This is a genomic window from Nocardioides mangrovi (genome assembly GCF_020073815.1).
GTDB classification, from domain to species: Bacteria; Actinomycetota; Actinomycetes; order Propionibacteriales; family Nocardioidaceae; genus Nocardioides; species Nocardioides mangrovi.
The window spans coordinates 263193-288498 of the sequence record NZ_JAIQZJ010000003.1; the positions used below are offsets into that span (position 1 = coordinate 263193).

Sequence of the window (25306 nt, forward strand, 5' to 3'; positions counted from 1 at the left end):
GAGCGGTCATGACGACGGTGGACGATCCCGGGGCGGAGCTCGACGACTTCCCCACCCTCACGCAGCGCTACCAGCGCGAGCTGTTGGCGCACTGCTACCGGATGTCCGGGTCGGTGCAGGAGGCCGAGGACCTGGTCCAGGAGACCTTCCTGCGCGCGTGGAAGGCGGCCGAGAAGTTCGAGGGGCGCTCGTCGGTGCGCACCTGGCTCTACCGGATCGCCACCAACGTGTGCCTCACCAACCTGGAGAACAAGCCCCGCCGACCGCTGCCGGCCGGGCTCGGCACCCCCGACGCCGTGGCGGGCGACGCCCTGGAGATGGACCACGAGATCGCGTGGCTCGAGCCGGTGCCCGACGCCGCCGTCGTGGTCGCCGAGCGCGACTCGATCCGGCTCGCGTTCGTCGCCGCCCTCCAGCACCTGCCGGCCCGCCAGCGGGCCGTGCTGATCATGCGCGACGTGCTGCGCTGGTCGGCCGCCGAGGTCGCCGAGGCGCTCGACACCACCACCGCCGCGGTCAACTCCGCCCTCCAGCGCGCGCACGCCCAGCTCGCCGAGCGAGGCCTGACCGAGGACACCGTCTGCAACGAGCTCTCCCCCGCCCAGGAGCAGCTGCTCGAGCGGTACGTCGACGCGTTCTGGCGCAAGGACGTCGACGCGATCGTCAGCCTGCTGACCGCCGAGGCGACCTGGGACATGCCGCCCTTCACCAGCTGGTACAAGGGCGCGCGCAACATCGGCTGGCTGATCGGCACCGAGTGCCCGGGCGGCGCGATGGACATGCCGATGCTGCGCACGTCGGCCAACGGGCAGCCGGCGTACGGCCTCTACATGCGCACCCCCACCGGGGACTTCGAGCCCTTCCAGCTCCAGGTGCTCGAGCTCGACGGCGACCGGGTCCGCCACGTCACGGCCTTCTTCGACCACGCGCTCTTCGAGAAGTTCGGCCTCCCGCTCCGCCTCCCCGCCGACCACCAGCCGGCCGACCACCAGCCCGCATGACCGGCACGCTCGGCGCCTCCGTCGAGCTGCTCGAGCGGGCCCTCGGCTACACCCGCCTCCGCCTCGCCGAGGTCGACGCGAGCCTGCTCGACCGGCCCACCCCGTGCGCCGGCTGGGACCTCGCGGACCTCCTCGCGCACATGGAGGACGCCCTCGACGCCTTCACCGAGGCCGCGGGCGGCGAGGTCTCCGCACCCGTACGCCGGCCGCCGGGGAGCACCGCCACGATCTGCGACAAGGCCTGCGCGCTGCTCGGCGTCTGGGCGCGGCCGGCGCCCGGCGACGTGCTCGTCGGGGACCGCGAGCTCACCAGCAGCCTGCTGGTCGCGACGGCGGCGCTCGAGGTGACGGTGCACGGCTGGGACGTCGGGCAGAGCACCGGCTCCGGGGTGCCGGTGCCCCCGCTCCTGGCCGCCGACCTGCTCCCGGTCGCGCACCTGACCGTCACCCGCCACGACCGGGGTGTCCGCTTCGCCGACCCGCGGCCAGGCCGGCCCGGCGAGCCCGCCGACGTCCGGCTCCTCGACTTCCTCGGCCGCTCCGGACTGGTCCAGTCCGGCTGATCCCCTCATTTCCCCGCGGCGGGCAGCACCGGGCTCCTAGATTCCGGGGCATGCCGAGCACGCCGCCGACCGCCGGAGACCTGGCCCGGGCCGGCGAGGTGACGGCCGCGCTCGCGCTGCTGGCCGCCGAGGCCGACCCGAGCGAGCCCGTCCTGCTGCTGGCCGTCGAGCTCGACTGCCGGCTGGCGCGCGGCGAGCTCGGCGAGGCGCTCGGCCTCGGCGAGCGGCTCGGCCCCTACCTCGACCAGCCCGATGGCGCAGGCGCGGTCGCGCACCACGGTCGCGGCGAGCTGTCCGCCGCGACCGGCGACCCCGACCTCGCCGGCGCCCACTTCGCCCGCGTCGCCCGGCTCGTCCGGCCCGCCGAGGACGACCCGGGCGTGCTGCCCTGGCGGGTCTCGGCCGCCCTCGCGGCGGTGCGCGCCGGGCGTCGGGCCGAGGGCGCCGCGCTCGCCCGCGAGCACCTCGCGCTCGCCCGGGCCGTCGGTTCGACCTACGGCACGGCGCTGGGACTGCGCGCCCTCGCGACCGTCGACCCGCGGGCCGACCACCAGGCGCTGCTGCGCGAGGCGCTCGCGCTGGTCGCGACCCGGCCCGCGGCGCGGCTGGCCGCCCAGGTCCGGGCCGACCTGGCCGGCCTGCTCCTGCTCGGCGCCGGACCCGACGGGCACCTCGAGGCGCTGACGCTGCTCCGCGACGCGGAGACCTACGCCGCGCGCGAGCAGCTGTGGCCGCTCCAGGGCCGCGTCCGCCGGCTGCTCGCCCGGCTGAACCAGCCGTCCCTCGCGGCCTCCCGCGACCGGATCGCGCTGCTCACCGGCACCGAGCAGAAGGTGGCCCGGCTGGCCGCCGAGGGCCGCTCCAACCGCGAGGCGGCCCAGGAGCTCGAGGTGACGGTCAAGGCCGTCGAGTGGCACCTCTCCCACGTCTACCGCAAGCTCGGCATCCGCTCGCGCGTCGAGCTGCCGGGCGCCCTGGGCCTCGCCGTACCTCTGCCCCTAGGGTGACGGCATGTCCGGGCGGACCACGCACACCGCGATCCGGATGGGTGGGCGCGATCCGCACGAGCGGGGCCGCACGTCCACACCGCTGGAGCTGCTCTTCGACCTGACCTTCGTGATCGCGTTCGGCGCGGCCGCGGACCAGCTGGCGCACTTCCTGGCGGAGGACCACGTCGGTGACGGCATCGTCGCCTTCGCGTTCACGACCTTCGCGGTGTCGTGGGCGTGGATCAACTTCACCTGGTTCGCGTCGGCGTACGACACCGACGACTGGATCTACCGGCTGACCACGATGGTGCAGATGATCGGCGTGATCATCCTGGCCATCGGTGTCCCCGACATCTTCGAGTCCATGCTCGCGGGCGGGCACATGGACAACCAGGTCCTCGTGCTCGGGTACGTCGTGATGCGGGTCCCGATGATCGTGCAGTGGTTCCGGGCCAGCAAGCAGGACCCCGACCGCGCGTCGGTGTGCCACGTCTTCATCCTCACGCTGGCGATCTCGCAGACGGCCTGGGTCGTGCTCGCGCTGGTCGACACGTCGATCCCGCTCTTCTTCCTCTGCGCCCTGCCGGTCCTGCTCGTCGAGCTGGTCGGCCCCTTCCTGGCCGAGCAGGTCGGGAGCGGGACGCCCTGGCACGCCCACCACATCGCCGAGCGCTACGGCCTGATGGTGATCATCGCGCTCGGCGAGGGCCTGATCGGCGGCACGGCCACGCTGACCGCGCTGATCTCGACCCAGGGGTGGACCAGCGAGGTCGTCGTGCTCGGGCTCGCCGGCGTCGGCGTCACCTTCGGGATGTGGTGGACCTACTTCGTGATCCCGAGCGGTGACATCCTGCACGCGCACCGGGCCCGCGGCTTCGTGTGGGGCTACGGGCACATCCCCGTCTTCGCGTCCCTGGTCGCGGTCGGCGCCGGGCTGCACGCCGCGGCGTACCGGCTCGAGGACCACTCCGAGCTCGGCGACACCCAGACGCTCGCCGCCGTGGTCGTCCCGCTCGGCATCTACGCGCTGCTGCTCTACGCGCTGTACGCCGCGATGTCGCTGACCCTCGACCCGTTCCACCTGGTGCTCATCGCGATCACCGCGGTGGTGCTGGTCGCCAGCGTGGTGCTCGTCGCGGCGGGTGCGTCGCTGTCGTGGGCGTTGCTGGTCGCGGCGCTGTCGCCGTGGGTGACGGTGGTCGGGTACGAGGCGGTCGGCTACCGCCACAACGAGGAGGTCCTCGACAGCCTGTAGCCGCCTCAGCCGGTCGTGAGCACGACCTTCCCGAGCGCTCGGCGCTGCTCGAGGTCGGCGTGCGCGCGGGCCGCCTGCGCGAGCGGGTAGGTCGTGACCAGCGGGCGCCACTCGCAGGTCGCGACCCGGTCGAGCGCGCGGGCCGCGAGCCCGGGGATGCCGCCCGGCAGCGCCTGCATCCGCGGGCCGAGGGTCCAGCCCGCGCTGATCGAGCGCCGCACCAGGTCCGCGGTCTCGACGCGGGTCGGCGCTCCGGAGGAGAAGCCGAACATCACCAGGCGCCCGCCCGGACGGAGCAGCTCGAGGGCCGTCCGGCCGACCTCGCCGCCCACGCCGTCGTAGACCAGCGTGACGCCCTCCGGGACCTCGCGCTCCCAGCCGTCGCGACCGTAGTCGACGACCGGCACCCCGAGGTCGGCCACCCGGCCGGTCCGCTCCGGGCCCCGCGCCGCGGCGACGACCGTCGCGCCCCGCGCCCGGGCGTCCTGCACGAGCAGCCAGCCGAGGCCGCCCGCGGCCGACGGCACCAGGACGACGTCACCCGCGCCGGCGGGCTCGAGCTCGACGATCCCCTGTGCGGTCCGGCCGGTCCCGACCGCGGCGACCGCGTCGGGGAAGGAGACCCGGTCCGGCAGCCGGAGGAGCAGGTCCACGGTCGTGACCGCCTGCTCGGCGTACCCACCCGGCACCGGGCCGAGGTGCGCGACGACGCGCCGGCCGAGCCACTCGTCGCCGACGCCGGGGCCGACGGCGTCGACGGTGCCGGCGACCTCGCGACCCGGGACCGTGGGCAGGTCCGGCGGCGGGAGCGGTCCCGGCTCACCGCGCCGGACCGTCGTGTCGAGCAGGTGCACCCCGGCCGACGCGACCGCGATCCGCACCTGACCCGCGCCGAGCGTCAGGTCGGGGAGGTCGTCGGGGACGAGGCGCTCCGGCGGGCCGAACTCGTGGAGGCGGATGGCGCGCATGGAGCCATCCGACAAGCTGAAGTGGACTTCAGGTCAAGCGCGCCAGTGGAGCCAGCGCCCGTGGCCATGGGTCTGCGCAACGGCCCGCCCGTCGATGCCGAGGACGAAGCCGTGGTGGTCCTCCGACAGGTCCGCGAAGGTGGCAGCGACCTCGGGCAGCACCCGCGGTCCCTCGTTGCTCACCCAGTGGCAGCGGCCCGCGGCGACCAGGCCGGTCATCATCGCGTGGAAGCGGGCGCGGTCCTCGGGCGCGAGATAGGCGATGACCGCGCTGTGGAAGACGACCACCGGCCCGTGCTCGGCGGCCTCCTCGACCAGGCCGGGCAGCTCCTCGAGCAGGTCGCCGCGGCGGATCGTGGGCGGGTCGGCGCGGGCCACCTCGATCGCACGGGCCAGCTGCGCACGCCGGTCGTCCTGGCCCGGCCAGATCAGCGTGGTCAGCCACTGCATCTGGGCGTCGTCCGTCACGTCGAGCGGGTTGAGGTCGACCCCGCCACGCCAGGCGACGACGGGCGGACCGGCCGGCAGCGGCGCCGGACCGGCCACGTCGGCCCGGAGCTCGGGGCCGCTCCCCGCCCGCCGCTCGCCGTCCGCGGTCGACCACCGGTAGGCGTAGCGGTCGGGGTAGAGGCAGAGCCCGGCCGACGCACCGACCTCGAGGAGCGCGACCGGTCCCGGACCGGCGGCCTCGACGAACGCCGGCACCAGCGTCGCCAGCCGGCCCGCCTCGTTGGTCTGGGTCGACCGGGCCAGGACGGTCGCCCGGATCGTCCCGTCGTCCCCGAGCAGGGCGTCGCGCAGCGCGGCGTAGGGCGCGGTCGCGGGGACGCCGTGCCAGCGCGCGGCCGCGAAGACGAGGTTCGGCTGCTGCTTGTGCAGCGGCAGCGAGGCCAGCCAGGCGACCACGTCCGGGTCCTCGGCGACGCCGGCCGCCCAGGCCGCGAAGGGCGGCGAGTCCGCGGCGTGTGCCACGAACTCGCGGTACTGGACCGCGGTGGCGGCGTACGGCTCCATGGTCCAGCATTCTCCGCATGACGACCTGGGGGCGGCGTCGCGGGGTGGCGGCGGCCGTGGTGCTGGCTGCCGTCGTCGGCGCGCTCACGGGCTGCACCGAGACCGCCGACGAGACCCGCACCCTGCAGGGCCGTCTCGGCCGGATCGACGGGGTCGGCCGGGTCGAGGTCACGTCGCCGTCGTGGGAGCAGGGCGCCGCGATCGCCATCACCTACGAGGACGCCGGCGACCCGAAGGCGCTCGCCGCGCTGATCGGCGACGTCGACGACGTCGCGGCCGACCAGGGCGTCACGCCGTACCGCCTCACGCTGACCCCCGACGGCGCCGGCGGCCACGCGCTCAGCGTCGACGACACCTTCCGCGCCAGCGCCGGCGAGCAGGCCACGCTCGGGGCCTGGTTCGCCGTGACCGCGGCGATGATCGGGCCGGTCGACTACGACGCCGAGGACGGCTGGGAGTGGATCGGCGTCGACTCGGGCGGCGGCATCGCGCACGACGTCGGCGCCGCCCGGGAGCTCGGGTACGGCGGCGCGACGACCCGGTGGACCTTCCGCGACGGCGACACGACGTTCGTCGTCGGTGGTGCCGTCTCGGCCACGGACGTGACGCTGCTCGCCGACGTGCAGAGCGAGGTCGGCTCGGCCGGCCTCCCGGTCCCCGCTGCGGGCTGGCGCCTCGGGCGGTACGCCGGGCACGTGCGGCTCGACGTGGACGTCGCGATCGACGAGGCCACGACGCCCGCGCGCCTCACCGCGAAGACCTACGGCGCGCGGGTCGAGCCGCTCGCCACCGCGGCCCTCGACGCGCTGCGGACCACCGGACTGCGCCGGTTCCTGTCGCTGCAGCAGGCGCCGACCGACGACGAGGACCGGGCCGACGTCTTCGCGACCTGGACCTCGACCCAGCCGCCGGCCCCCGGCCGCGACCGGCTCGGTCGCGGCTGGGACCCGTGGCTGGAGCGAGTGGCCTCGGCCTGAGGGATCAGCCCGCCGGGAGCGCGACGTACGTCGTCTCGAGGTACTCCTCGATGCCCTCGAAGCCGCCCTCACGGCCGAAGCCGCTGGCCTTGACGCCACCGAACGGCGCGGCCGGGTTGGAGATCAGGCCGCTGTTGATGCCGACCATGCCGAACTCCAACGCCTCGGCCACCCGGATCGTGCGGGCCAGGTCGCGCGTGTAGACGTAGGACGCGAGGCCGTACTCGGTGTCGTTGGCCTGGCGGATCGCCTCGTCCTCGGAGTCGAAGGTGCTGATCGGCGCGACCGGCCCGAAGATCTCCTGCACGTTGATCTCGGCGTCGACCGGGACGTCGAGCAGCACGGTCGGCGGGTAGAAGTAGCCCGGCCCGTCGGGGACCGAGCCGCCGGTCACGACGGTCGCGCCGGAGTGGACCGCGTCGGTGACCAGCTGGCTGACCGACTCGACGGCCTTCTCGTCGATGAGCGGACCCACGTCGACGCCGTCGTCCTGGCCACGCCCGACCGCGAGGGCACCCATCCGCTTGCCGAGCTTCTCGCCGAACTCCTGGGCGACGTCGCGGTGCACGAGGAAGCGGTTGGCGGCCGTGCAGGCCTCGCCCATGTTGCGCATCTTCGCGACCATCGCGCCGTCGACGGCCGCGTCGACGTCGGCGTCCTCGAAGACGATGAACGGCGCGTTGCCGCCGAGCTCCATGCTCAGCCGCTGCAGCTGGTCGGCCGACTGCCGGACCAGCACCTTCCCCACCCCGGTCGAGCCGGTGAAGCTGACCTTGCGCAGCCGGTCGTCGCCCTGCAGCGCCTGGCTGAACTCGCTGGTGTGGCTGGTGGTCACCACGTTGAGGACCCCCGCCGGGAGGCCGGCCTCCTCGAGCACGACCGCGAGCGCGAGCATGGTCAGCGGGGTCTGGCTCGCCGGCTTGACCACCATGGTGCAGCCGGCGGCGATGGCCGGGCCGATCTTGCGGGTGCCCATCGCGAGCGGGAAGTTCCACGGGGTGATGAAGAGGCACGGACCGACCGGCTTCTTGATGGTCAGCAGCCGGCTGGTGCCGGCCGGCGCCTGCATCCAGCGTCCGTGGATGCGGACGGCCTCCTCGGAGTACCACCGGAAGAACTCCGCGCCGTACGTCACCTCGCCGCGCGCCTCGGCGACGGTCTTGCCCATCTCGAGGCTCATCAGGTGGGCGAAGTCGTCGGCGCGGGCGGTGATCGCCTCGAACGCCGTGCGCAGGATCTCGCCGCGCTCCCGCGGGGGCGTCTTCGCCCAGTCGGCCTGCGCCGCCACCGCCGCGTCGAGCGCGTCGACGGCGTCGCTGACCGAGGCGTCGGCGACGTCCACGAGCACCGACCCGTCGGCCGGGTCGATCACGTCGAGACGCTTGCCGCCCTCCGCCTCGCGCCAGGAGCCGTCGATGAAGAGACCCCGCTGGTCGGGGCCGAGGAGATCGAGTCCGTTCATGGCGCCCATCATGCCCCTCGGCCACCACCCCGGGAGCGGCTGCACCTTCTCGCAAACCGCTGACAGCCCGACCGCGCTGGTCCTACGCTAGGCACGTCGACTCGGAGGGAGCACTTCTCGTCGGCATGAGCCCCTTGCTGACCCCATGCAGCGAGGGGCTCACCCTTGATGCCTCCGATCTGGCGCACCCCCTCGCGGCAGATCGCGACATCGCGTCGAGGGGCGGAGGCCCTGACCGTGCACGGTCGGGGCCTCCGTCCATTTCGGGGTGGGTTCCCCGCCGTCGATTGGGGTCCGACGGCCCCTTGTGCCGGGCGCCGAAGAGGAGTTCCCTCGGATCGAGGGCCCGACGTCGCGCCCTCGATCCTCGATCGGAGGTTCGGCCATGGCCGACAGGGGCAGCAACCGGAGAGCGCAGGGTCAAGATCTGGGGGCGAGCAGCCCGGACCGGATCAGGAACGTGGTGCTGGTGGGGCCGGCGGGCTCCGGGAAGACCACCCTGGCCGAGACCCTGCTCGCCACCTCGGGCGCGATCACCCGCGCCGGCTCCGTCCGCGACGGCACCACCGTCTGCGACCACGAGGAGTCCGAGCACACCCACGGCCGCACGATCGCGCTGGCCGTCGCCCCGCTGGTGCACGAGGGCACCAAGGTCAACCTCGTCGACACGCCCGGGTACGCCGACTTCGTCGGTGAGCTGCGCGCCGGGCTGCGCGCCGCCGACTGCGCGCTCTTCGTGGTGGCCGCCAACGAGGCGGTCGACGACGGCACCCGCGCCCTGTGGCGCGAGTGCGCGAGCGTCGGCATGCCCCGCGCGGTCGTCATCACCAAGCTCGACCAGGCGCGCGCCGACTACGACGGCCTGCTGATGCAGGCCCAGGACGCCTTCGGCGAGCGGGTGATGCCGCTCTTCGTGCCGGTCCGTCGAGGCGACGAGGTGGTGTCGCTGACCGGGCTGCTCGCGCCGTCCGAGGAGGCGGAGGCCTCGGGGCTCCGCGGCGACCTGATCGAGGCGGTCATCGAGGAGTCCGAGGACGAGACCCTCATGGACCGCTACGTCGGCGGCGAGGAGATCGACGAGAAGGTCCTCGTCGAGGACCTCGAGCGAGCCGTCGCCCGGGCGACCTTCTTCCCCGTCGTGCCCGTCTGCTCGGTCACCGGCGTCGGCTGCGCCGAGCTGCTCGACCTGGCCGTCCGGGCGTTCCCGTCCCCGGCCGAGCACCCCTCCCCCGACGTGTTCCTGCCCAGCGGCGCCGCCGCCGACCCGATCCGCTGCGACCCGTCCGGTCCCCTGGTCGCCGAGGTCGTGAAGACCACCAGCGACCCGTACGTCGGCCGGCTCAGCCTGGTCCGGGTCTTCTCCGGGACGCTCACCGCCGACCAGGCCGTGCACGTGTCGGGCCACTTCTCGTCGTTCTTCGGCGAGGTCGCCGGGCACGCCGACCACGACGAGGACGAGAAGATCGGCGCCCTCGCCCACGTCTTCGGCAAGGCCCAGGTGCCCGCCGACAGCGTGGTCGCCGGCGACATCTGCGCGATCGGCCGTCTCTCCCGGGCCGAGACCGGCGACACCCTCTCCGCCGTCGACGAGCCCCGCGTGCTGCGGCCGTGGTCGATGCCCGAGCCGTTGCTGCCGGTCGCGATCGTGGCCAGCAGCAAGGCCGACGAGGACAAGCTGTCGCAGGCCCTGTCCCGGGTCGCCGCCGAGGACCCGTCGATCCGGATCGAGAACAACGCCGAGACCCACCAGCTGGTGCTCTGGTGCATGGGCGAGTCGCACGCCGAGGTCACCCTCGAGCACCTCACCGACCGCTACGGCGTCCACGTCGACCAGGAGCCCTTCGTGGTGTCGCTGCGGGAGACCTTCTCCGGCTCGGCCAGCGGGCTGGGCCGGCACGTCAAGCAGTCCGGCGGCCACGGGCAGTACGCCGTCTGCCACCTCCAGGTGGAGCCGCTGCCGGAGGGAACGGGCTTCGAGTTCGTCGACAAGGTCGTCGGCGGCTCGGTCCCGCGCCAGTTCATCCCCTCCGTCGAGAAGGGCGTGCGGGCGCAGATGGAGCGCGGCGTCCGGCTCGGCCACCCGGTGGTCGACCTCCGGGTCACCCTCACCGACGGCAAGGCGCACAGCGTCGACTCCTCCGACATGGCCTTCCAGACCGCCGGCGCGCTGGCGCTGCGGGAGGCCGCGGCCGCCACGACCGTCACCATGCTCGAGCCCTACGACACCGTCACCGTCGTCGTCCCCGACGACCTGGTCGGACCGGTGATGAGCGACCTCTCCGCGCGGCGCGGCCGGCTCCTCGGCACCGGCAAGGTGGGCGACGACCGCACCTCGGTGCAGGCCGAGGTGCCGCAGACCGAGCTGGTCCGCTACGCCATCGACCTGCGCTCCTCCACCCACGGCGCCGGCGTCTTCACCCGCACCTTCGCCCACTTCGAGGCAATGCCCGAGGAGGTGGCCCGGGCGGTCCCGGCGCGCGCCTGATCCTGGTCAGGCGGCCCGCAGGAACTGCTCGATGATCGGCCCGGCCGTGCCGGAGCCCGACGAGCCGACGTCGACGAGGACGGCCACGGCGAGGTCGCCCTGGGCGGCGACCATCCAGGCGTGCGTGAGGGTCTTGCCGCCCTGCTCGAACTCCGCCGTCCCGGTCTTCGCGATCACCGGCGGCCCGGGGACGTCGAGCAGGCCGGTGCCGCTGCCCGAGGTGACGACGCCGCGCAGCAGGCCGCGCAGGGCCGCGGTCTCGGACCCGGTGAGCGGCTCGGCCTCGTCGGGCACCGCGGAGTCGACCGACTTCACCAGCTGCGGCACGACGGTGTGGCCGGCCTGGATCGACGCGACCACCGTCGCCATCGCCATCGGCGAGGCGAGGATCCCGCCCTGGCCGATCAGGTCGGCGGCCGCCTCCGTGTCCGACGTCGGGTCCGGCACCTGACCGAAGTAGGCCGGGAAGCCGAGGTCGTGGTCGATGCCCAGGCCGAGTGACGCGGCCGCTCCGGCCAGGTCGCCCTGGTGCACCTTGCCGCGCTGGGAGATCACCGCGGTGTTGCAGGAGTTGGCGATGGCCGTGCGCAGCGGCACGTCGCCGAGCGCGCTGGACGGGTAGTCGTCGTAGTTCTCGAAGCGCTTGCCGTCGACCACGATCGCGGTCGTGCAGGGCACGACCGTGTCGGGCGTCAGCCCGGCGCGCAGCAGCGCGAGGCTGCTGACCGTCTTGAAGGTCGACCCGGGCGCGTACTGCCCGTACGTCGCCGCGTTGTAGCCATCGGTGCCGGGCCCGTTGGCGGCCGCGAGGATCGCCCCGGTCGAGGGCCGGATCGCGACCAGGGCGCTCGCCGGCCCGACGTTCGCCAGGGCCTGCTCGGCCGCGGTCTGCAGCCGCTCGTCCATGGTGAGCCGCAGCGGCGTTCCCTGCTTCGCGTCGAGCCGGTAGAGCTCGCGCTCGCTGCCGTCGGCCTTCACCTCGTTGACGACGACGCCGTCCACACCCTGCAGCTGGTCGTCGTACCGCGCCTGGAGGCCGGACAGCCCGGCGACGTCGCCGACGGCGTATTTGTCGGGGTCGTCCTTGACCATCTCCGCGGTCACCGGCCCGACGGTGCCGAGGATCGGCGCCGCGAACTCACGCGTGGGCGCGAGCGGGACGTCGTCGGGGATCGCCCGGGCGCCCTTGATCCGGCCGTAGTCGCGCGCGACGTCGACCGGCACGTCGTCCTTGCGGAGGACGATCGCCTCGACGAACGCCTCGTCACCGGCCGCCTCGACCTGCTTGGCGTACGACGCCGCGTCGATGCCGACCAGCTGCGCCAGCGCACGGGCGGAGTCGGCGGCCCTGGCCGATCCGACCTGCGTCTTGTCGATGCCGAAGCGGACCACCGGACGGGCCGTGACCAGCGCGACGCCGTGGGCGCCGAGGATCGGGCCGCGCGGGCCGGCGATCGGCGTGACGTCGAGGACGCTGTCGTCGGCGAGCTTCGGCTCGATCACCCGGCGCGACCAGGCGACCTGCCACGCGTCGTCGGCCTCGGTGAGGCCGGCCTCGGTGGTGTAGGTCCACTGTCCGTCGTCCCCGGCGCCGACCGGCCAGGTCCAGGTGAGGGTGGTCGTCGCGCTGCCGTCGGACTCCTGCACGTCGCCGGCCTCGACGGTCGGCTCGAGCTCGCCCATCCCCTCGACCACCTGCTGGTAGTCGGCGGTGACGTCCTGCGGCGTCGTGTCGGTGAAGGCCACGTCGGCGAACGCCCCGCTGGAGAGCGCCGTGGCGAGCCCCTCGGCCGCGTCGTCCGGGTCCGGCCCGGTCACCTTCGACGCGGCGTCGCACGCCGCCAGCGACGTGACGGTCAGGCTGATCACGACCACGGCGGCGAGTCGGCGCATGCACCGGTTCTATCAAGTGGTGCCGACGGGCCCGGGTCGCTGGGCGGGAGTTTCGTCGGGAAGCGTGAGCTACGTGCGGGAACCTCGGCCCGGCCTCAGACCCAGGCCGCCCGGACCCCACCCTCGACCAGGTCCTCGACCGCGGCCTTGAAGCGCGGGCAGGTGGCGATGTCGTGGGCGCGGCAGCTGAGGGCGTGCTCCGTCATCTCGCGGGAGCGGCGCATCTCCTCCATCCGGCGGTCCAGGTCGGCGATGTGCTCCTCGAGCACGCGGTGCCGCTCGGGTGCGCCGGCGTCGAGCATCACGGCGATCTGCTCGAGCGTCATCCCGGCCGCCTTGCTGCGCAGGATCACCGCGATCCGCACCAGGTCGTCGCGGACGTAGCGGCGCCGGTCCGCGCCGTCGCGGCCGGGCTGGAGCAGGCCGACGTCCTCCCAGTGCCGGAGCACGTGGGTGTCGAGCCCGAAGCGCGCCGCGGCGTCACCGATCGAGAGCGTCTCTCCTGAGCCCGGTGCCGGACGGCTTGACTTCATGTCAACATGAAGTCACATCCTCGTGTCCATGGCAATCTCAGACGCGAACCCCGACACTTCTCGGTACGACGCCGTCGTCATCGGCGGCGGCTCGGCCGGGCTCCAGGCGGCCCTCACCCTCGGCCGGGTGCACCGGCGCACGCTGCTGCTCGACGGCGGCACCTACCGCAACGATCCGGCGACCCACATGCACAACTTCCTGGGCCACGACGGCACCCCGCCGGCCGAGCTGCGGGCCGCGGCCCGCAAGGACCTGGCGGCGTACGAGACCGTGACGGTCCGGGACACCACGGTCACGGCGGTGGCCGCGGAGGGCGACGGCTTCCGGGTGCACCTCGGGGACGAGGAGGTCAGCACCCGCGGCCTGATCCTCGCGACCGGCGTGCGCGACACCCTGCCCGACAAGCCCGGGATCCCCGAGCTCTTCGGCGACCTCGTGGCGCACTGCCCGTTCTGCCACGGCCACGAGTTCGCCGGGCGCCCGGTCGCGCTGCTCGGCGACGGCACCGCCCATCTCCAGGGGATCATGGGCCCGGTCGCGTCCTCGGTCACCGGCCTCGACGTCGACACGGTCGCGAGCCTCGAGCGCTCGGGCGACGGCGTCCGCGTCCACCTCGAGGACGGCTCGTCCCAGGAGTACGCCGGCGTCTTCGTCTCGACCGCGCTGACCCAGGCGGCGCCGTTCGCCGAGCAGCTCGGCCTGCGCACGCTGCCGTCGGGCTGCGTCGAGGTCGACGTCCTGCAGCGCACCAGCCTCCCGGGCGTGCACGCCGCCGGCGACATGGCGCACCACCCCGACCTCGGCATGCCGATGGCCTCGGTGCTCACCGCCGCGGCATCCGGCATGGTCGCCGGCGCCGCGATGGTGGCCTACCTGATGTAGCTACCGGCTCTTGTGGCGGGGCTTCCGCGGAGTGCGCGCGTCCTGGCGCGACTGCGGGCCGCCGGTGTCGCGCTGCAGCTCGATCAGCTTGCCGGAGATCCGGGTCTGGCGCAGGGCCTCCCAGACCTCGCCGGGCAGGTCCGCGGGCAGCTCGACGAGCGAGAAGTCCGGCCGGATCTGGATGTGCCCGAAGTCGGCACGGCGCAGCCCGCCCTCGTTGGCGATCGCTCCCACGATCTGGCGCGGCTCGACCTTGTGCCGCTTGCCGACGTTGATCCGGTACATCGCCATCGGCACGTCGCTGCGCGGGCCCCGGTGCTCGCGGGTCGCGCCTCGGGTCGCCGAGCGCTCGGGCCGGTCGCGCTCCTCGCGCGGCTCCCGGACCGGCCGCTCGTCGGCCGGGTCGAGCAGCAGCGGGGTCTCGCCCTGGGCGACCACGGCCAGCGCGGCGGCGACGTCGGCCTCGGGCACGTCGTGCTCGCGGACGTAGTGGCCGATGATGTCGCGGAACCGCTCGATCCGGGAGGTCTGCGTCAGCGCCTCCGTGATCGCGTCGTCGAAGCGCGAGAGCCGGGTGGCGTTGACGTCCTCGGCCGTGGGCAGCTGCATCTGGGTGAGCGGCTGGCGGGTCGCCTTCTCGATGTGCTTGAGCAGGTAGCGCTCGCGCGGGGTGATGAAGGAGATCGCGTCACCGCTGCGGCCGGCTCGGCCGGTGCGACCGATGCGGTGCACGTAGGACTCGGTGTCGGTCGGGATGTCGTAGTTGACGACGTGGCTGATCCGCTCGACGTCGAGGCCACGGGCGGCGACGTCGGTGGCGACGAGGATGTCGAGCTTGCCCGACTTGAGCTGGTTGACGGTCCGCTCGCGCTGGGCCTGGGCGACGTCGCCGTTGATGGCGGCGGCGGAGAAGCCGCGGGCACGCAGCTTCTCGGCGAGCAGCTCGGTCTCGCTCTTGGTGCGGACGAAGACGATCATGCCCTCGAAGTTCTCGACCTCGAGGATCCGGGTGAGGGCGTCGATCTTCTGCGGGTAGCTCACCATCAGGTAGCGCTGCGCGATGTTGGACGCCGTCGCCGTCTTGTTCTTGACGGTGATCTCTTCCGGGTCCTTGAGGTAGGCCTTGGAGATGCGCCGGATCTGGGCCGGCATCGTGGCGGAGAAGAGCGCGACGTTCTTGTCGTCGGGGGTGTCGGCCAGGATCGTCTCGACATCCTCGGCGAAGCCCATGTTGAGCATCTCGTCGGCCTCGTCGAGCACCAGGAAGCGCAGCTCGGTCAGGTCGAGGGTGCCCTTGTCGAGGTGGTCCATGATCCGGCCGGGCGTGCCGACGACGACGTGGACGCCACGCCGCAGCGCGCTCAGCTGGACGCCGTACGCCTGACCGCCGTAGACCGGCAGCACGTGCACGCCCTTGATGTGGGCGGCGTAGCGCTCGAACGCCTCGCAGACCTGGAGCGCGAGCTCACGGGTCGGGGCGAGGACGAGCGCCTGCGGGGTCTTCTGGGACAGGTCGAGGCGGCTGAGGATCGGCAGCGCGAACGCCGCGGTCTTGCCGGTGCCGGTCTGCGCGAGGCCGACGACGTCACGCCCCGCCAGCAGCGGCGGGATGGTCGCGGCCTGGATCGCGGACGGCGTCTCGTAGCCGACGTCGGACAGCGCCTTGAGGACCTTGTCGCTGAGCCCGAGGTCGGCGAACGTCACCTGGTCGGTCGTGGTGTCGTCGTTCTCGTCGTTGCTCACCCGTCAACGGTAGTGGCTCCGTCCAGCGCCGCCACCTTCGTCGTCGCGGTGGGCTGGCTCACTCCGCGGCTCACTCCACCGTCACGGACTTCGCCAGGTTGCGGGGCTTGTCGATGTCGTGGCCCAGCCGCAGCGCCGCGTGGTAGGCCAGCAGCTGCAGCGGGATCGTCATCAGCACCGGGTCGAGCTCCCGCTCGTTGCGGGGTACGACGATCCGCGCGGCCGCCACCTCGCCGAGGTCGACCCCGTCGTGGGTGACGACCACCAGCGGTCCGCGGCGGGCGGCGATCTCGTGCAGCGCCCCCACGTTGCGGTCGGCCAGCTCGTCGGCGGGCACGATCGCGACGGTCGGGACGTCCGGGGAGATCAGTGCGAGCGGACCGTGCTTGAGCTCGGAGGTCTGGTAGGCCTCCGCGTGCCGGTAGGAGATCTCCTTGAACTTCTGCGCACCCTCGCGGGCGACCGGGAAGCCGCGGACCCGGCCCACGAAGAAGAGGCTCTCCGCGTCGGCCAGCCTCCCGGCCAGCTCGGCGATCTCGTCCTCGCGGTCGAGGATCTCCTGGATCTGGGCGGGCAGCCGTTCGAGCCCGGCGATCAGCCGGCGGCCGTCGGCGATGGAGAGGTCGCGCACCCGGCCGAGCTGGAGCGCCAGCAGCGCGAACCCCAGGAACATGGTCGTCAGCGCCTTGGTCGAGGCGACCGCCACCTCGGGCCCCGCGTGCAGGTAGATCCCGCCGTCGCACTCGCGCGCGATGGCACTCCCGACGACGTTGACCAGGCCGACCACGCGGCCGCCCTTGCGGCGTACCTCCTGGACGGCGAGGAGGGTGTCGATGGTCTCGCCGGACTGGGAGACCGCCACGTAGAGCGTGTCCGGCTCGATGATCGGGTTGCGGTAGCGGAACTCGCTCGCCGCCTCGGCGTCGGCGGGGATCCGGGCCAGCTCCTCGATGAGCGCCGCACCCATCTGCCCCACGTAGTAGGCCGACCCGCAGCCGAGGATCTTCACCCGCTTGATCGCCCGGGTCTCGCGGGCGTCCAGGTTGAGGCCGCCCAGGTGCGCGGTCCCGAACCGCTCGTCGAGCCGTCCGCGCAGCACCCGCTGCGCCGCCTCGGGCTGCTCGAGCATCTCCTTGCGCATGAAGGACGCGTGGTCGCCGGTCTCGTACGCCGCCGGGTCGATGTCGAGCGTGGTCGTCTCGCGGGCGGTCGTGAACCCGCTCGCCGTCAGCGTGGCGATCTCCCCGTCCTCGAGGTGGGCGACCGTCGTGGTGTGCCGGACGATCGCAGCGAGGTCGGAGGCGACGAAGACCTCGTGGTCCCCGACGCCGACGATCAGCGGGCTGCCGTTGCGGGCGACGACCATCCGGTCGGGGAAGTCGGCGTGCAGGATGGCCAGCCCGTAGGTGCCCTCGATGGCGGCGAGCGCCTCGCGCACCTTGCCCTCGAGGGTCCCGGCCTCCGAGCGCCCGACCAGGTGGGCCACGACCTCGGTGTCGGTGTCGCTGGCCAGGTCGACGCCCTCGTCGCTGAGCCGCTGCCGCAGCGCCGCGGCGTTGTCGATGATCCCGTTGTGGACCACCGCCACCAGTCCCTTGGCGTCCGTGTGCGGGTGGGCGTTGACGTCGTTGGCGGGGCCGTGGGTGGCCCAGCGGGTGTGGCCGATGCCGACCTTCCCGGCGAACCGCTTCGGCAGCCCGTCCGCGAGGTCCCGCACCCGGCCGGCCCGCTTGGCGACCTTGAGCCCGGTGCCGGACAGCACCGCCACCCCGGCCGAGTCGTAGCCGCGGTGCTCGAGCCGCCCCAGCCCCTCCAGCAGCAGCGGCGCCGCCGGCTGACCCCCGACGTACCCGACGATCCCGCACATGACGCTCTCCTCTGTCTCTGCTATCCGTAGACGATCCGCCGGAGCTGTCGCTCGGTGAGCGGCGGAGCGGCGACCACCCGGTCGGCCAGCTCCTCCGCGATCCGCGCGAAGATCTCGGCGTTCTTCGCCCCGTAGGTCTTCAGGTGGGCGTGCCGCCGCCGCACGTAATCGTCGACCGGCTCGGCGTGGAAGGCGAGCACGTCCTCCACGACCCGGGCCGCCTCGGCCGGACTGAGGCCGGTGCTGGACGCGATGTGCGCGACCAGGGTCGGGTCCGGAGCGGTGGGCACGCCGACGATCGTCGCCACAGCCGCGGTGAGATGCAACTTCCTGCCCGATTTCGGGCAGAAATGACAGTCTCGCGCACGACGAACGGAGCGTTCACTCAGCGGGGGAGCGACACCCCTCCGAATCGGGGCGATCGGGACCTCCAGTGGAGGACTCGCAGCGGATTTTCCGGAAATGTGCCCCTTCGGGTGGGGATGGGCTACTCTTGGTGAACACAAGGTGAACGACAAGCGAACGGAGGGGCACCAATGAGCGACAAGACCGTCAACGGACTCGTGCAGACCTGGGTGCCGGTGACCGACGAGCTGGGCCGGGTCCACATGGAGGCCCACTGGGTCACCACGACCTCGATGCCGGCCGCCGCGCACGCCGCCTGACACCTGCCACGACGCATCACGCACCAGGCCCCCGGGACCCGTTCCCGGGGGCCTGACGCATGTCGGCAGAAAGTTCGGGGCACCCGGGAATGAATCGGACCATGGTCCGGTTCAGGTGATCAAAGGTTCAACCACCTCAACCGACCACCACCCAGGACAGGGAGCCACGATGTCGTTCTTCAACCGCCAGAGCACCGAGCAGTTCGATGCGCCCACCGCCGCCGTCGAGGACATCTCCGGCGACTACACGATCGACCCGACGCACACCCGCCTCGGCTTCAGCACCCGCCACGCGATGGTGACCACCGTCCGCGGCCACTTCAGCGAGTTCTCGGGCACCGCGCACGTCGACACCGCGACCCCCGGCAACTCGAAGGTCAACCTGACCATCCAGACCGCCAGCATCGACACCGGTGTCGCGGACCGCGACGGCCACCTCCGCTCCGCGGACTTCTTCGACGCCGACAACAACAAGGAGATCACCTTCTCCTCGACCAACGTCGAGCGCGACGGCGAGGACTGGGTCATCACCGGCGACCTCGCCATCAAGGGCGAGACCAAGTCGGTCACCATCACCTTCGAGCCCACCGGCTCGGCGCGCGACCCGTTCGGCAACCTGCGGATCGGCTTCGAGGGTGGCACCACCATCAACCGCAAGGACTGGGGCCTGACCTGGAACGCCGCGCTCGAGACCGGCGGCGTTCTCGTCTCCGAGAAGATCAAGCTCGAGTTCGACATCTCCGCGATCCAGAACACCTCGGAGGCCTGAGCACCAGCTCACCTCCGTCTACGACGACGGGCCCGGTCCCCCGGCCGGGCCCGTCGTCGCGTCTCCAGGGGGTGCGGGTCGACCGGGCAACCGCCCGGGCATGACCCCGACCCGCTCCCGCTGGAAGCCTGGAAGCCGGGTCAGGCCGCAGGCGGCAGCGGTGCGCAGTCGCAGGACGAGGTCGCCCGGCGGCGGGCCCGGAACCGGTCGAGCCGGACCGGAGCGGCGGCACCGGGGTCGAGGCGGGAGGGTCGCGCGACGGCGCGACGGGCGGGTCGCCGCTCCTCGAGGGCGACCGGCAAGGAAGAGATGCTGGCGGCGGACATCCGTGTCCCCTTTGTTCGTGCGGGTGCGTGACGACGGCACGAGATCCGTCTCGTGCACTGTCCCGATCGGCGGCCGGCCGGGCGGGCTGAGCGGAAATCGCGAGCGTGCGGGGACCGGTCCAGGCCACACTGCAGGCATGAGCGACCTCGACCTGCCCTCCGGGCTGACCAGCCGACCGCTGGTGATGTCCGACGCCCGCGCCGTCTACGAGGTGATGGCCGCCCAGGAGCAGCAGGACATCGGCGAGGTCGCGATCGAGGAGGCCGACATCGTCGGCGACTGGCAGCGACCGTCGTACGACGTCTCGGCCGGGACGCTCGGCGTCTTCGACGGCGAGACCCTGGTCGCCTACGTCGAGCTGTCCGGCATGGACCGCGGCGACGCGGCCGTGCACCCCGACTACCGGGGCCGCGGCATCGGCACCGCGCTGGCGGGCTGGATGCAGGCCCGCGGCCGCGCGGTCGGCAGCACGGTCGTCGGGATGCCGGTGGCGCAGGGCTCGGACGGCGACCGGCTCCTCGAGCAGCTGGGCTACCGGGTCCGCTGGGAGAGCTGGGAGCTGGTGCTGCCCGAGGGCGCCTCCGTCCCCCACCGCGACCTGCCCGACGGCTACACGCTCCGCGAGGCGACGCCGGAGGACTACGAGGCCTGCTGGACCGTGCTCGAGGACGCGTTCCTCGAGTGGTCGGTGCGTGACCGCGAGCCGTTCGCCGACTTCCTGGCCCGCACGACGGAGCGGCCCGACTTCGCGCCGTGGCACCTCCGGCTGGTCACCGACCCGGACGGCGCGGTCGCCGGCGTGACCTACGTGCGGCTCTTCGAGACCCAGGGGTACGTCGACCGGATCGCCACGCGGCGCGACCAGCGCGGCCGGGGCATCGCGCAGGCGATGCTGGTCGACGCCTTCGCGGCGGCCCGCGACCACGGCGCCACGAGCTCGACCCTCAACACCGACTCGCGCACCGGCGCGCTCGGCCTCTACGAGAAGGTCGGGATGTCCGTCTTCCGCACCTGGGTCAACCGGGGCAAGGACCTCTAGAACAAGTTCCAGTTCTTCTGGTTGGGTGAGCGTCATGCCGCGCACCCAGTTCGCCACCCGCTACGACCTCCGGGCCCCCGGCGCCGACCCCGCGACCCGCCAGGAGATCTTCGCCCGCGCGGTCGAGCAGGCGGCGTACGTCGACCAGCACGGCCAGGACGTGCTGATGATCTCCGAGCACCACGCCGCCGACGACGGCTACCTGCCCAGCCCGCTGCTGGTGGCCTCGGCGTTCGCGGCCGTCACCTCGCGCATCCCGATGACGGTCTCGGCGCTGCTGGTCAACCTCTACGAGCCGGTCCGGCTCGCCGAGGACATCGCCGTCCTCGACCTGCTCAGCAAGGGGCGGGTGAGCTACACCTTCGGGCTCGGCTACCGCCCGGTCGAGTACGCGCTGTACGGCCGCGACTGGGCCCGGCGCGGCGCCGAGATCGAGGAGCGCATCGCGCGGGTGCTGGAGATCTGGTCGAGCGGCGAGACCACGCCCCCGCCGTACTCCCAGCCGCACCCCTTCCTCTTCTACGGCGGCGGCTCCCCCGCGGCCGCCCGCCGGGCGGGCCGCCTGGGCCTCAACTTCCAGCCGCAGCACGGCTCGGACGAGCTGAAGCGGATCTACGAGGAGGCCTGCCGCGAGGCGGGCCGCGACCCGGGCTTCGTGCTCCAGGCACCGGACGGCGGGCCGGCCAACGTCTTCTGCGCACGCGACCCCGAGGAGTTCTGGGAGCGCTACGGCCACCACCTGCTCGCCGACGCCGTCGCCTACCAGGAGTGGCACGGCGAGGCCGGCTCCTACGTGGTCGACCACTCGCGCACCGTCGAGGAGATGCGCGCCGCCGGCGTGTACGTCGTGCTCACCGCCGACGACCTGGTCGACCGGTGCCGCGCCGGCGAGATCCGCCTGGTCACCAGCCACCCCGCCTGCGGCGGCCTCCCCGCCGACCCGTCCTGGGAGTCGCTGCGCCTCGTCTGCGAGACCGTCCTCCCCGCCGTCCGCGGCTAGCGCACCCGGGCCGCGACCACAGTGACGTCGTCGCGCAGCCGGGTGTCCGCGAGGTCGGCGAGCTGGTCGACGAGCTCGGCGAGGGGCCGGTCCCACAGCTCGGCGGCGCGGTGGCGCAGCCGGGCGATGCCGGCGTCGAGGTCGTGGTCGCGCGACTCGACCACGCCGTCGGTGACGAGGAGGACCGTGCTGCCGGACTCGACGCGGAGGCGCTCGGAGGTGCGCGACTGGTCGGCGACCACCCCGAGGGGCGGACCGCTGCCGAGGCCGGCGACGACGGTGCCGCCGCCGGGGTGGACGACCACGACCGGGATGTGGCCGGCGTTCGAGAGCTCCACCGTGCCGGCGGCCGGGTCCACCAGGACGGCGGTCGCGGTGATGAACTGGTCGGCAGCGTCGCGGGCGACCAGCTCGTCGGCCGCCTCGAGCAGCGCCGCGGGCGCGGTCTCCAGGGTGAGCAGTCCCCGGATCCCGGCGCGCACGTGGATCATCGTCGTCGCCGCCCGGACCCCGCGACCCATCACGTCGCCGACCACCAGCAGCAGTCCGCCCGCGACGGTCGGCACGGCGTCGTACCAGTCGCCGCCGATCTGCTCGAGGTCGTCGCCGCCGGGGGCGTAGCTGGCCGCGACCTCGACGCCGTCGAGCACCGGCAGCGGGCTCGCCGCCAGGCTGCGCTGGAGCTCCTCGGAGATCGCCGCGACCCGCCGCTCCAGGTCGATCCGCTCGGTCACGTCCTGGACGCACCCGATGGTGCCGGCGAAGGTCCCGCTCTCGTCGGTCAGCACCTTGCCGTGCGCCTCGATCCACGCGGGGCGTCCGTCGGGGCGGACGATGCGGTTGCGCAGGACGTACGACGAGGACTGCTCGATCGCGCGCTGCACGACGGCGATCGCCTCGTCCCGGTCGTCGGGGTGGATGCTGGCGACCCACGCCTCGTAGGTGCCGTCGAAGCTGTCCGGCTCGAGGCCGTAGATGTGGTGGAGCTGCGGGTCCCAGACGTTGGTGCCGTCCAGTGCGTTCCAGTGCCACGTGCCGAGCTCGGCCGCCGCGTGCGCGAGCCGGAGCCGTTGGTCGTTGGCGGCCGCCTCGGCCTGCGCACGGCGGGTCTGCGTGATGTCCTCGAGCGAGATGATCGCGCCGACGACACCGTCGGCAGGGTCCCGGACCGGGGCCGCCGCAACCGCCGCGACCAGGTCGCCGTCACCGATCCGGACGTCGCCGCGCCAGGTGGTGCCGCCGAGGACCTCCTCGAGCGGCAGCGCGCCGAGCAGGTCCGCCACGGAGCCGCCCTCGAGGCCCGTCCGACCGAAGAGCGTCTCGGCCCGGTCGTTCGCGAACGTCACCGCGCCGTCTCGGCCGGTCGCGAGGACGGCGAGGCCGAGGGCGTCGAGGAGCCGGAGCTGGTCGGTGTAGCGGTGCACGGCGGGCCTCCTTCCGGCGGCCGACGACCACCGGGTGGGGTCATCATGGCAGCGACGGCGGTGCCCGGAGGTCAAATGCGCACGGACGTGACCAAAGTGGTGACGCTCGGGCGGCGGGGCGTCGAGGAGAACCCGAACGACGGCGCCGGGTCCACCGGCGCGAGCACGCCGAGGTCGGCCCCGTCGAACCTCCCGACGATCCCGTCGACGCGGTGCACGTCGGTCGCGCCGTACCACTCCCGGCGCCCGGCGCCGGCCGTCCCACGCGTGCGGACGCCGCGCAGCGCCACGCGGGCGATCGGGTCGGTGACGGCGCACCAGGCCGGGCTCTCCGCGACCCGCGCCGGCACCAGGCGGACCAGCCGGCCGAGACCGGTGCGCGCCCCGACGTCGATGCTCAGGGTGAGCGACGGCGAGCTCAGGACCCAGCCGTCGAGCGCGATCGGCTCGACCCGCACCTCGTCGAAGACGTACGTCGACGCCACGAAGTCGGCCACCTCGTCGGTCGGTGCGAGCAGCACCCGGTGGCCCGCCGCGGTCTCGACCATCGCGTCCGCGAAGGCGCCGTACGGCGAGGCGTCCCAGCGGCCGACGACCACCCGCACCCCGCTCGTCGTGCCGACGCCGGCGATCGCGCCGCGGTACCGGGTCGTCGTCACCCGGGCAACCGTAGTCGGGGCGTAGCCCAGCTGGCCGATCGCCGTTAAACAGGATGGCCGTTCCGTCGGTGCTAGGGGGATCGACGGGGCGGCCTGCCCATGCCCCGGCCGTCCTAGCGGATCGGGGCGCCGGAGATCGAGCGGGCGATGACGAGCCGCTGGATCTCCGAGGTGCCCTCGAAGATCGTGTAGATCTTGGCGTCGCGGGCCCAGCGCTCGACGGGGTACTCGCGGGTGAAGCCGTTGCCGCCGAGGATCTGCATCGCCTCGGTGGTCACCTTGACCGCGGTCTCGCCCGCGAAGAGCTTGGACATCGAGCCCTCGGCGCTCTCGAACTGCTTGCCCTGGCTGGCCATCCAGGCCGCGCGCCACACGAGCAGGCGGGAGGCCTCGATCGAGGTGGCCATGTCGGCGAGCTTGAAGGCGATCGCCTGGTTCTCGATGATCGGCTTGCCGAACTGCTCGCGGGTCTTCGCGTAGTCGAGCGCGACCTCGTACGCCGCGCGGGCGATGCCGATGGCCTGGGCGCCGACCGCCGGGCGGGTGCGCTCGAAGGTCGCCATCGACGCGTTGCCGCGGCCGCCGCTGCCCTCGCGGGCCCGGGCCAGCCGGGCGTCGAGCTTCTCCTTGCCGCCGAGCAGGCAGCGGCCGGGGACGCGGACCTGGTCGAGGACGACCTCGGCGGTGTGGGAGGCGCGGATGCCGTGCTTGTGGAACTTCTGGCCCTGGCTGAGGCCCTTGGTGCCGGGCGGGATCACGAAGCTGGCCTGACCGCGGGTGCGCAGGTCCGGGTCGACCACCGCGGTGACCACGTGGACGTCGGCGATGCCGCCGTTGGTGGCCCAGGTCTTGGTCCCGTTGATCACCCACTCGTCGTTCGCCTCGTCGTATGTCGCGCGGGTACGCATCGCGCCCACGTCGGAGCCGGCGTCGGGCTCGGAGGAGCAGAAGGCGCCGAGCTTGAGGTCGCCCGGGCTGCCGTACATCTGAGGGATCCACTCGCCGACCTGCTCGTCGGTGCCGTTCGCGCGTACGCCGGCGGCGGCCAGCGAGGTGCCGACGATCGAGAGGCCGATGCCGGCGTCGCCCCAGAAGAGCTCCTCCATGGTGATCGGGAAGCCGAGCCCGGTCGGGTCGAACGCCTGGGTGGCGACGAAGTCGAAGGAGTAGAGGCCGATCTTGGCCGCCTCCTCGACGACAGGCCAGGGGAACTCCTCCTTCTCGTCCCACTCGGCGGCGGCCGGCCGGACGACCTCGGCCGAGAACTGGTGGATCCAGTCGCGCAGCTCGCGGTGGTCGGGTCCGAGCTCGAAGGAGGGCGTCGGCGCAGTCGTGTCGCTCACGGATCGCAGGTTACCCATCGGTCACCGCGCGAATCACCCTCCGCCGACCGGTCCGGACCGGACTGTCGGTGGCCGCTGCCAGGCTCGCGCCATGGCTCCCGTGCACCCCACCATCACCCGCTACTTCGAGCGCGGCGGCAGCAGCACGCCCGACGCCGACGGGCTCGCCGAGCTGTTCACCGACGACGCCGTGGTCGTCGACGACGGCACCACGTGGACCGGTCGCGACGGCGTGCGCGCCTGGAAGACGCGGACCGCGAGCGAGTTCACCTACGCCACCACCGTGACCGGCGCGCGGGCTGACGGCGCGGCGATCGTCGTCACCGGCCACCTGGTCGGCGACTTCCCGGGTGGGGAGGTGGACCTGACCTACACCTTCACGCTCGCGGGCGACCTCATCGCACGGCTGGAGATCGCGGCCTGAGAGAACGCGTTCTACCGTGGGGG

Annotated in this window: 24 protein-coding genes; 12 read left to right on the forward strand and 12 right to left on the reverse strand. The window is 73.2% G+C overall.

Going from position 1 to position 25306, the window contains the following annotated elements:
- Nucleotides 1-8 precede the first annotated feature (8 nt).
- The 4 genes from K8U61_RS07880 to K8U61_RS07895 are packed head-to-tail and all read left to right on the forward strand — an operon-like array spanning nucleotide 9 to nucleotide 3808.
- On the forward strand, nucleotides 9-1001 hold the full coding sequence (locus K8U61_RS07880) for a sigma-70 family RNA polymerase sigma factor (protein WP_224122450.1): 993 nt from the start codon (nucleotides 9-11) through the stop codon (nucleotides 999-1001).
- A complete protein-coding gene (locus K8U61_RS07885) occupies nucleotides 998-1564 on the forward strand; it encodes a TIGR03086 family metal-binding protein (protein WP_224122451.1) in 567 nt (188 codons plus the stop codon). Before K8U61_RS07880 ends, K8U61_RS07885 begins: the two co-directional genes overlap by 4 nt.
- Before the next feature lie 50 nt (nucleotides 1565-1614).
- Entirely contained in the window at nucleotides 1615-2571 is a 957-nt protein-coding gene (locus tag K8U61_RS07890; protein WP_224122452.1) for a helix-turn-helix transcriptional regulator, read from the forward strand.
- A gap of 4 nt (nucleotides 2572-2575) precedes the next feature.
- The gene (locus K8U61_RS07895; protein WP_224122453.1) at nucleotides 2576-3808 is read left to right on the forward strand and encodes a low temperature requirement protein A; all 1233 of its coding nucleotides are present in this window, start codon (nucleotides 2576-2578) and stop codon (nucleotides 3806-3808) included.
- Nucleotides 3809-3813: 5 nt separating this feature from the next.
- On the opposite strand, the gene K8U61_RS07900 is transcribed toward K8U61_RS07895, so the two are convergent.
- Both K8U61_RS07900 and K8U61_RS07905 read right to left on the reverse strand, forming a co-directional pair.
- Entirely contained in the window at nucleotides 3814-4776 is a 963-nt protein-coding gene (locus K8U61_RS07900; RefSeq protein ID WP_224122454.1) for a zinc-binding dehydrogenase, read from the reverse strand.
- Nucleotides 4777-4809: 33 nt separating this feature from the next.
- A complete protein-coding gene (locus K8U61_RS07905) occupies nucleotides 4810-5790 on the reverse strand; it encodes a DUF2332 domain-containing protein (protein ID WP_224122455.1) in 981 nt (326 codons plus the stop codon).
- A 17-nt stretch (nucleotides 5791-5807) separates the two neighbouring features.
- Here K8U61_RS07905 and K8U61_RS07910 point away from each other — a divergent pair, with 17 nt between their 5' ends.
- Complete coding sequence (locus K8U61_RS07910; RefSeq protein ID WP_224122456.1) at nucleotides 5808-6767, forward strand: hypothetical protein; 960 nt, start codon at nucleotides 5808-5810, stop codon at nucleotides 6765-6767.
- 4 nt (nucleotides 6768-6771) lie between these two features.
- Here the strand turns inward: K8U61_RS07910 and K8U61_RS07915 are convergent, their stop codons facing one another.
- Nucleotides 6772-8229, reverse strand: a complete 1458-nt coding sequence (locus K8U61_RS07915) for an NAD-dependent succinate-semialdehyde dehydrogenase (protein ID WP_224122457.1) — start codon at nucleotides 8227-8229, stop codon at nucleotides 6772-6774.
- Between the two features lie 385 nt (nucleotides 8230-8614).
- Here K8U61_RS07915 and K8U61_RS07920 point away from each other — a divergent pair, with 385 nt between their 5' ends.
- The gene (locus tag K8U61_RS07920; protein ID WP_224122458.1) at nucleotides 8615-10714 is read left to right on the forward strand and encodes an elongation factor G-like protein EF-G2; all 2100 of its coding nucleotides are present in this window, start codon (nucleotides 8615-8617) and stop codon (nucleotides 10712-10714) included.
- A gap of 6 nt (nucleotides 10715-10720) precedes the next feature.
- Here K8U61_RS07920 and K8U61_RS07925 read toward each other — a convergent pair whose 3' ends face one another.
- Together K8U61_RS07925 and K8U61_RS07930 are read right to left on the reverse strand one after the other, a co-directional pair.
- Nucleotides 10721-12607, reverse strand: coding sequence for a penicillin-binding transpeptidase domain-containing protein (locus K8U61_RS07925; protein WP_224122459.1), 1887 nt, complete (start codon nucleotides 12605-12607; stop codon nucleotides 10721-10723).
- A gap of 95 nt (nucleotides 12608-12702) precedes the next feature.
- Entirely contained in the window at nucleotides 12703-13140 is a 438-nt protein-coding gene (locus tag K8U61_RS07930; protein WP_224122460.1) for a MerR family transcriptional regulator, read from the reverse strand.
- A gap of 28 nt (nucleotides 13141-13168) precedes the next feature.
- Here K8U61_RS07930 and K8U61_RS07935 point away from each other — a divergent pair, with 28 nt between their 5' ends.
- Nucleotides 13169-14023: an NAD(P)/FAD-dependent oxidoreductase gene (locus tag K8U61_RS07935; protein WP_224122461.1), complete on the forward strand. Its 855-nt coding sequence runs from the start codon at nucleotides 13169-13171 to the stop codon at nucleotides 14021-14023.
- Here the strand turns inward: K8U61_RS07935 and K8U61_RS07940 are convergent, their stop codons facing one another.
- The 3 genes from K8U61_RS07940 to K8U61_RS07950 all read right to left on the reverse strand — a co-directional run bounded on the left by K8U61_RS07940 (nucleotide 14024) and on the right by K8U61_RS07950 (nucleotide 17923).
- On the reverse strand, nucleotides 14024-15766 hold the full coding sequence (locus K8U61_RS07940) for a DEAD/DEAH box helicase (protein ID WP_224122462.1): 1743 nt from the start codon (nucleotides 15764-15766) through the stop codon (nucleotides 14024-14026). It abuts the gene before it with no gap.
- A gap of 70 nt (nucleotides 15767-15836) precedes the next feature.
- Nucleotides 15837-17633 carry a glutamine--fructose-6-phosphate transaminase (isomerizing) gene (gene glmS, locus K8U61_RS07945; protein WP_224122463.1) on the reverse strand — a complete coding sequence of 599 codons (1797 nt, stop codon included), beginning with the start codon at nucleotides 17631-17633 and terminating at the stop codon, nucleotides 15837-15839.
- Nucleotides 17634-17653: 20 nt separating this feature from the next.
- Entirely contained in the window at nucleotides 17654-17923 is a 270-nt protein-coding gene (locus K8U61_RS07950) for a hypothetical protein (protein ID WP_224122464.1), read from the reverse strand.
- 246 nt (nucleotides 17924-18169) lie between these two features.
- Here K8U61_RS07950 and K8U61_RS24915 point away from each other — a divergent pair, with 246 nt between their 5' ends.
- Complete coding sequence (locus K8U61_RS24915) at nucleotides 18170-18298, forward strand: hypothetical protein (RefSeq protein ID WP_263426815.1); 129 nt, start codon at nucleotides 18170-18172, stop codon at nucleotides 18296-18298.
- 169 nt (nucleotides 18299-18467) lie between these two features.
- The gene (locus K8U61_RS07955) at nucleotides 18468-19067 is read left to right on the forward strand and encodes a YceI family protein (protein WP_224122465.1); all 600 of its coding nucleotides are present in this window, start codon (nucleotides 18468-18470) and stop codon (nucleotides 19065-19067) included.
- A gap of 140 nt (nucleotides 19068-19207) precedes the next feature.
- Here K8U61_RS07955 and K8U61_RS07960 read toward each other — a convergent pair whose 3' ends face one another.
- Entirely contained in the window at nucleotides 19208-19393 is a 186-nt protein-coding gene (locus tag K8U61_RS07960; RefSeq protein ID WP_224122466.1) for a hypothetical protein, read from the reverse strand.
- A 137-nt stretch (nucleotides 19394-19530) separates the two neighbouring features.
- Between K8U61_RS07960 and K8U61_RS07965 the strand changes: the two genes are divergently transcribed.
- A complete protein-coding gene (locus tag K8U61_RS07965) occupies nucleotides 19531-20433 on the forward strand; it encodes a GNAT family N-acetyltransferase (protein ID WP_224122467.1) in 903 nt (300 codons plus the stop codon).
- A gap of 34 nt (nucleotides 20434-20467) precedes the next feature.
- The gene (locus K8U61_RS07970; RefSeq protein WP_224122468.1) at nucleotides 20468-21433 is read left to right on the forward strand and encodes an LLM class flavin-dependent oxidoreductase; all 966 of its coding nucleotides are present in this window, start codon (nucleotides 20468-20470) and stop codon (nucleotides 21431-21433) included.
- Here the strand turns inward: K8U61_RS07970 and K8U61_RS07975 are convergent.
- From K8U61_RS07975 to K8U61_RS07985, 3 genes are all read right to left on the reverse strand, one after another.
- Entirely contained in the window at nucleotides 21430-22857 is a 1428-nt protein-coding gene (locus tag K8U61_RS07975) for a PP2C family protein-serine/threonine phosphatase (protein WP_224122469.1), read from the reverse strand. The genes K8U61_RS07970 and K8U61_RS07975 overlap by 4 nt on opposite strands.
- Nucleotides 22858-22928: 71 nt before the next feature.
- Nucleotides 22929-23516 (reverse strand): hypothetical protein, encoded by a 588-nt coding sequence (locus K8U61_RS07980; protein WP_224122470.1) that lies wholly within the window; start codon nucleotides 23514-23516, stop codon nucleotides 22929-22931.
- A gap of 113 nt (nucleotides 23517-23629) precedes the next feature.
- On the reverse strand, nucleotides 23630-24859 hold the full coding sequence (locus K8U61_RS07985) for an acyl-CoA dehydrogenase family protein (protein WP_224122471.1): 1230 nt from the start codon (nucleotides 24857-24859) through the stop codon (nucleotides 23630-23632).
- A 91-nt stretch (nucleotides 24860-24950) separates the two neighbouring features.
- On the opposite strand from K8U61_RS07985, the gene K8U61_RS07990 reads away from it, so the two are divergent.
- Nucleotides 24951-25283: a nuclear transport factor 2 family protein gene (locus tag K8U61_RS07990; RefSeq protein WP_224122472.1), complete on the forward strand. Its 333-nt coding sequence runs from the start codon at nucleotides 24951-24953 to the stop codon at nucleotides 25281-25283.
- Nucleotides 25284-25306 lie beyond the last annotated feature (23 nt).

Coding starts and splice junctions, on each gene's coding strand:
- K8U61_RS07880 (WP_224122450.1), top strand. CDS start 9: ATGACGACGGTGGACGATCCCGGGGCGGAGCTCGACGACTTCCCCACC.
- K8U61_RS07885 (WP_224122451.1), top strand. CDS start 998: ATGACCGGCACGCTCGGCGCCTCCGTCGAGCTGCTCGAGCGGGCCCTC.
- K8U61_RS07890 (WP_224122452.1), top strand. CDS start 1,615: ATGCCGAGCACGCCGCCGACCGCCGGAGACCTGGCCCGGGCCGGCGAG.
- K8U61_RS07895 (WP_224122453.1), top strand. CDS start 2,576: ATGTCCGGGCGGACCACGCACACCGCGATCCGGATGGGTGGGCGCGAT.
- K8U61_RS07900 (WP_224122454.1), bottom strand. CDS start 4,776: ATGCGCGCCATCCGCCTCCACGAGTTCGGCCCGCCGGAGCGCCTCGTC.
- K8U61_RS07905 (WP_224122455.1), bottom strand. CDS start 5,790: ATGGAGCCGTACGCCGCCACCGCGGTCCAGTACCGCGAGTTCGTGGCA.
- K8U61_RS07910 (WP_224122456.1), top strand. CDS start 5,808: ATGACGACCTGGGGGCGGCGTCGCGGGGTGGCGGCGGCCGTGGTGCTG.
- K8U61_RS07915 (WP_224122457.1), bottom strand. CDS start 8,229: ATGAACGGACTCGATCTCCTCGGCCCCGACCAGCGGGGTCTCTTCATC.
- K8U61_RS07920 (WP_224122458.1), top strand. CDS start 8,615: ATGGCCGACAGGGGCAGCAACCGGAGAGCGCAGGGTCAAGATCTGGGG.
- K8U61_RS07925 (WP_224122459.1), bottom strand. CDS start 12,607: ATGCGCCGACTCGCCGCCGTGGTCGTGATCAGCCTGACCGTCACGTCG.
- K8U61_RS07930 (WP_224122460.1), bottom strand. CDS start 13,140: ATGAAGTCAAGCCGTCCGGCACCGGGCTCAGGAGAGACGCTCTCGATC.
- K8U61_RS07935 (WP_224122461.1), top strand. CDS start 13,169: ATGGCAATCTCAGACGCGAACCCCGACACTTCTCGGTACGACGCCGTC.
- glmS (WP_224122463.1), bottom strand. CDS start 17,633: ATGTGCGGGATCGTCGGGTACGTCGGGGGTCAGCCGGCGGCGCCGCTG.
- K8U61_RS24915 (WP_263426815.1), top strand. CDS start 18,170: ATGAGCGACAAGACCGTCAACGGACTCGTGCAGACCTGGGTGCCGGTG.
- K8U61_RS07955 (WP_224122465.1), top strand. CDS start 18,468: ATGTCGTTCTTCAACCGCCAGAGCACCGAGCAGTTCGATGCGCCCACC.
- K8U61_RS07960 (WP_224122466.1), bottom strand. CDS start 19,393: ATGTCCGCCGCCAGCATCTCTTCCTTGCCGGTCGCCCTCGAGGAGCGG.
- K8U61_RS07965 (WP_224122467.1), top strand. CDS start 19,531: ATGAGCGACCTCGACCTGCCCTCCGGGCTGACCAGCCGACCGCTGGTG.
- K8U61_RS07970 (WP_224122468.1), top strand. CDS start 20,468: ATGCCGCGCACCCAGTTCGCCACCCGCTACGACCTCCGGGCCCCCGGC.
- K8U61_RS07990 (WP_224122472.1), top strand. CDS start 24,951: ATGGCTCCCGTGCACCCCACCATCACCCGCTACTTCGAGCGCGGCGGC.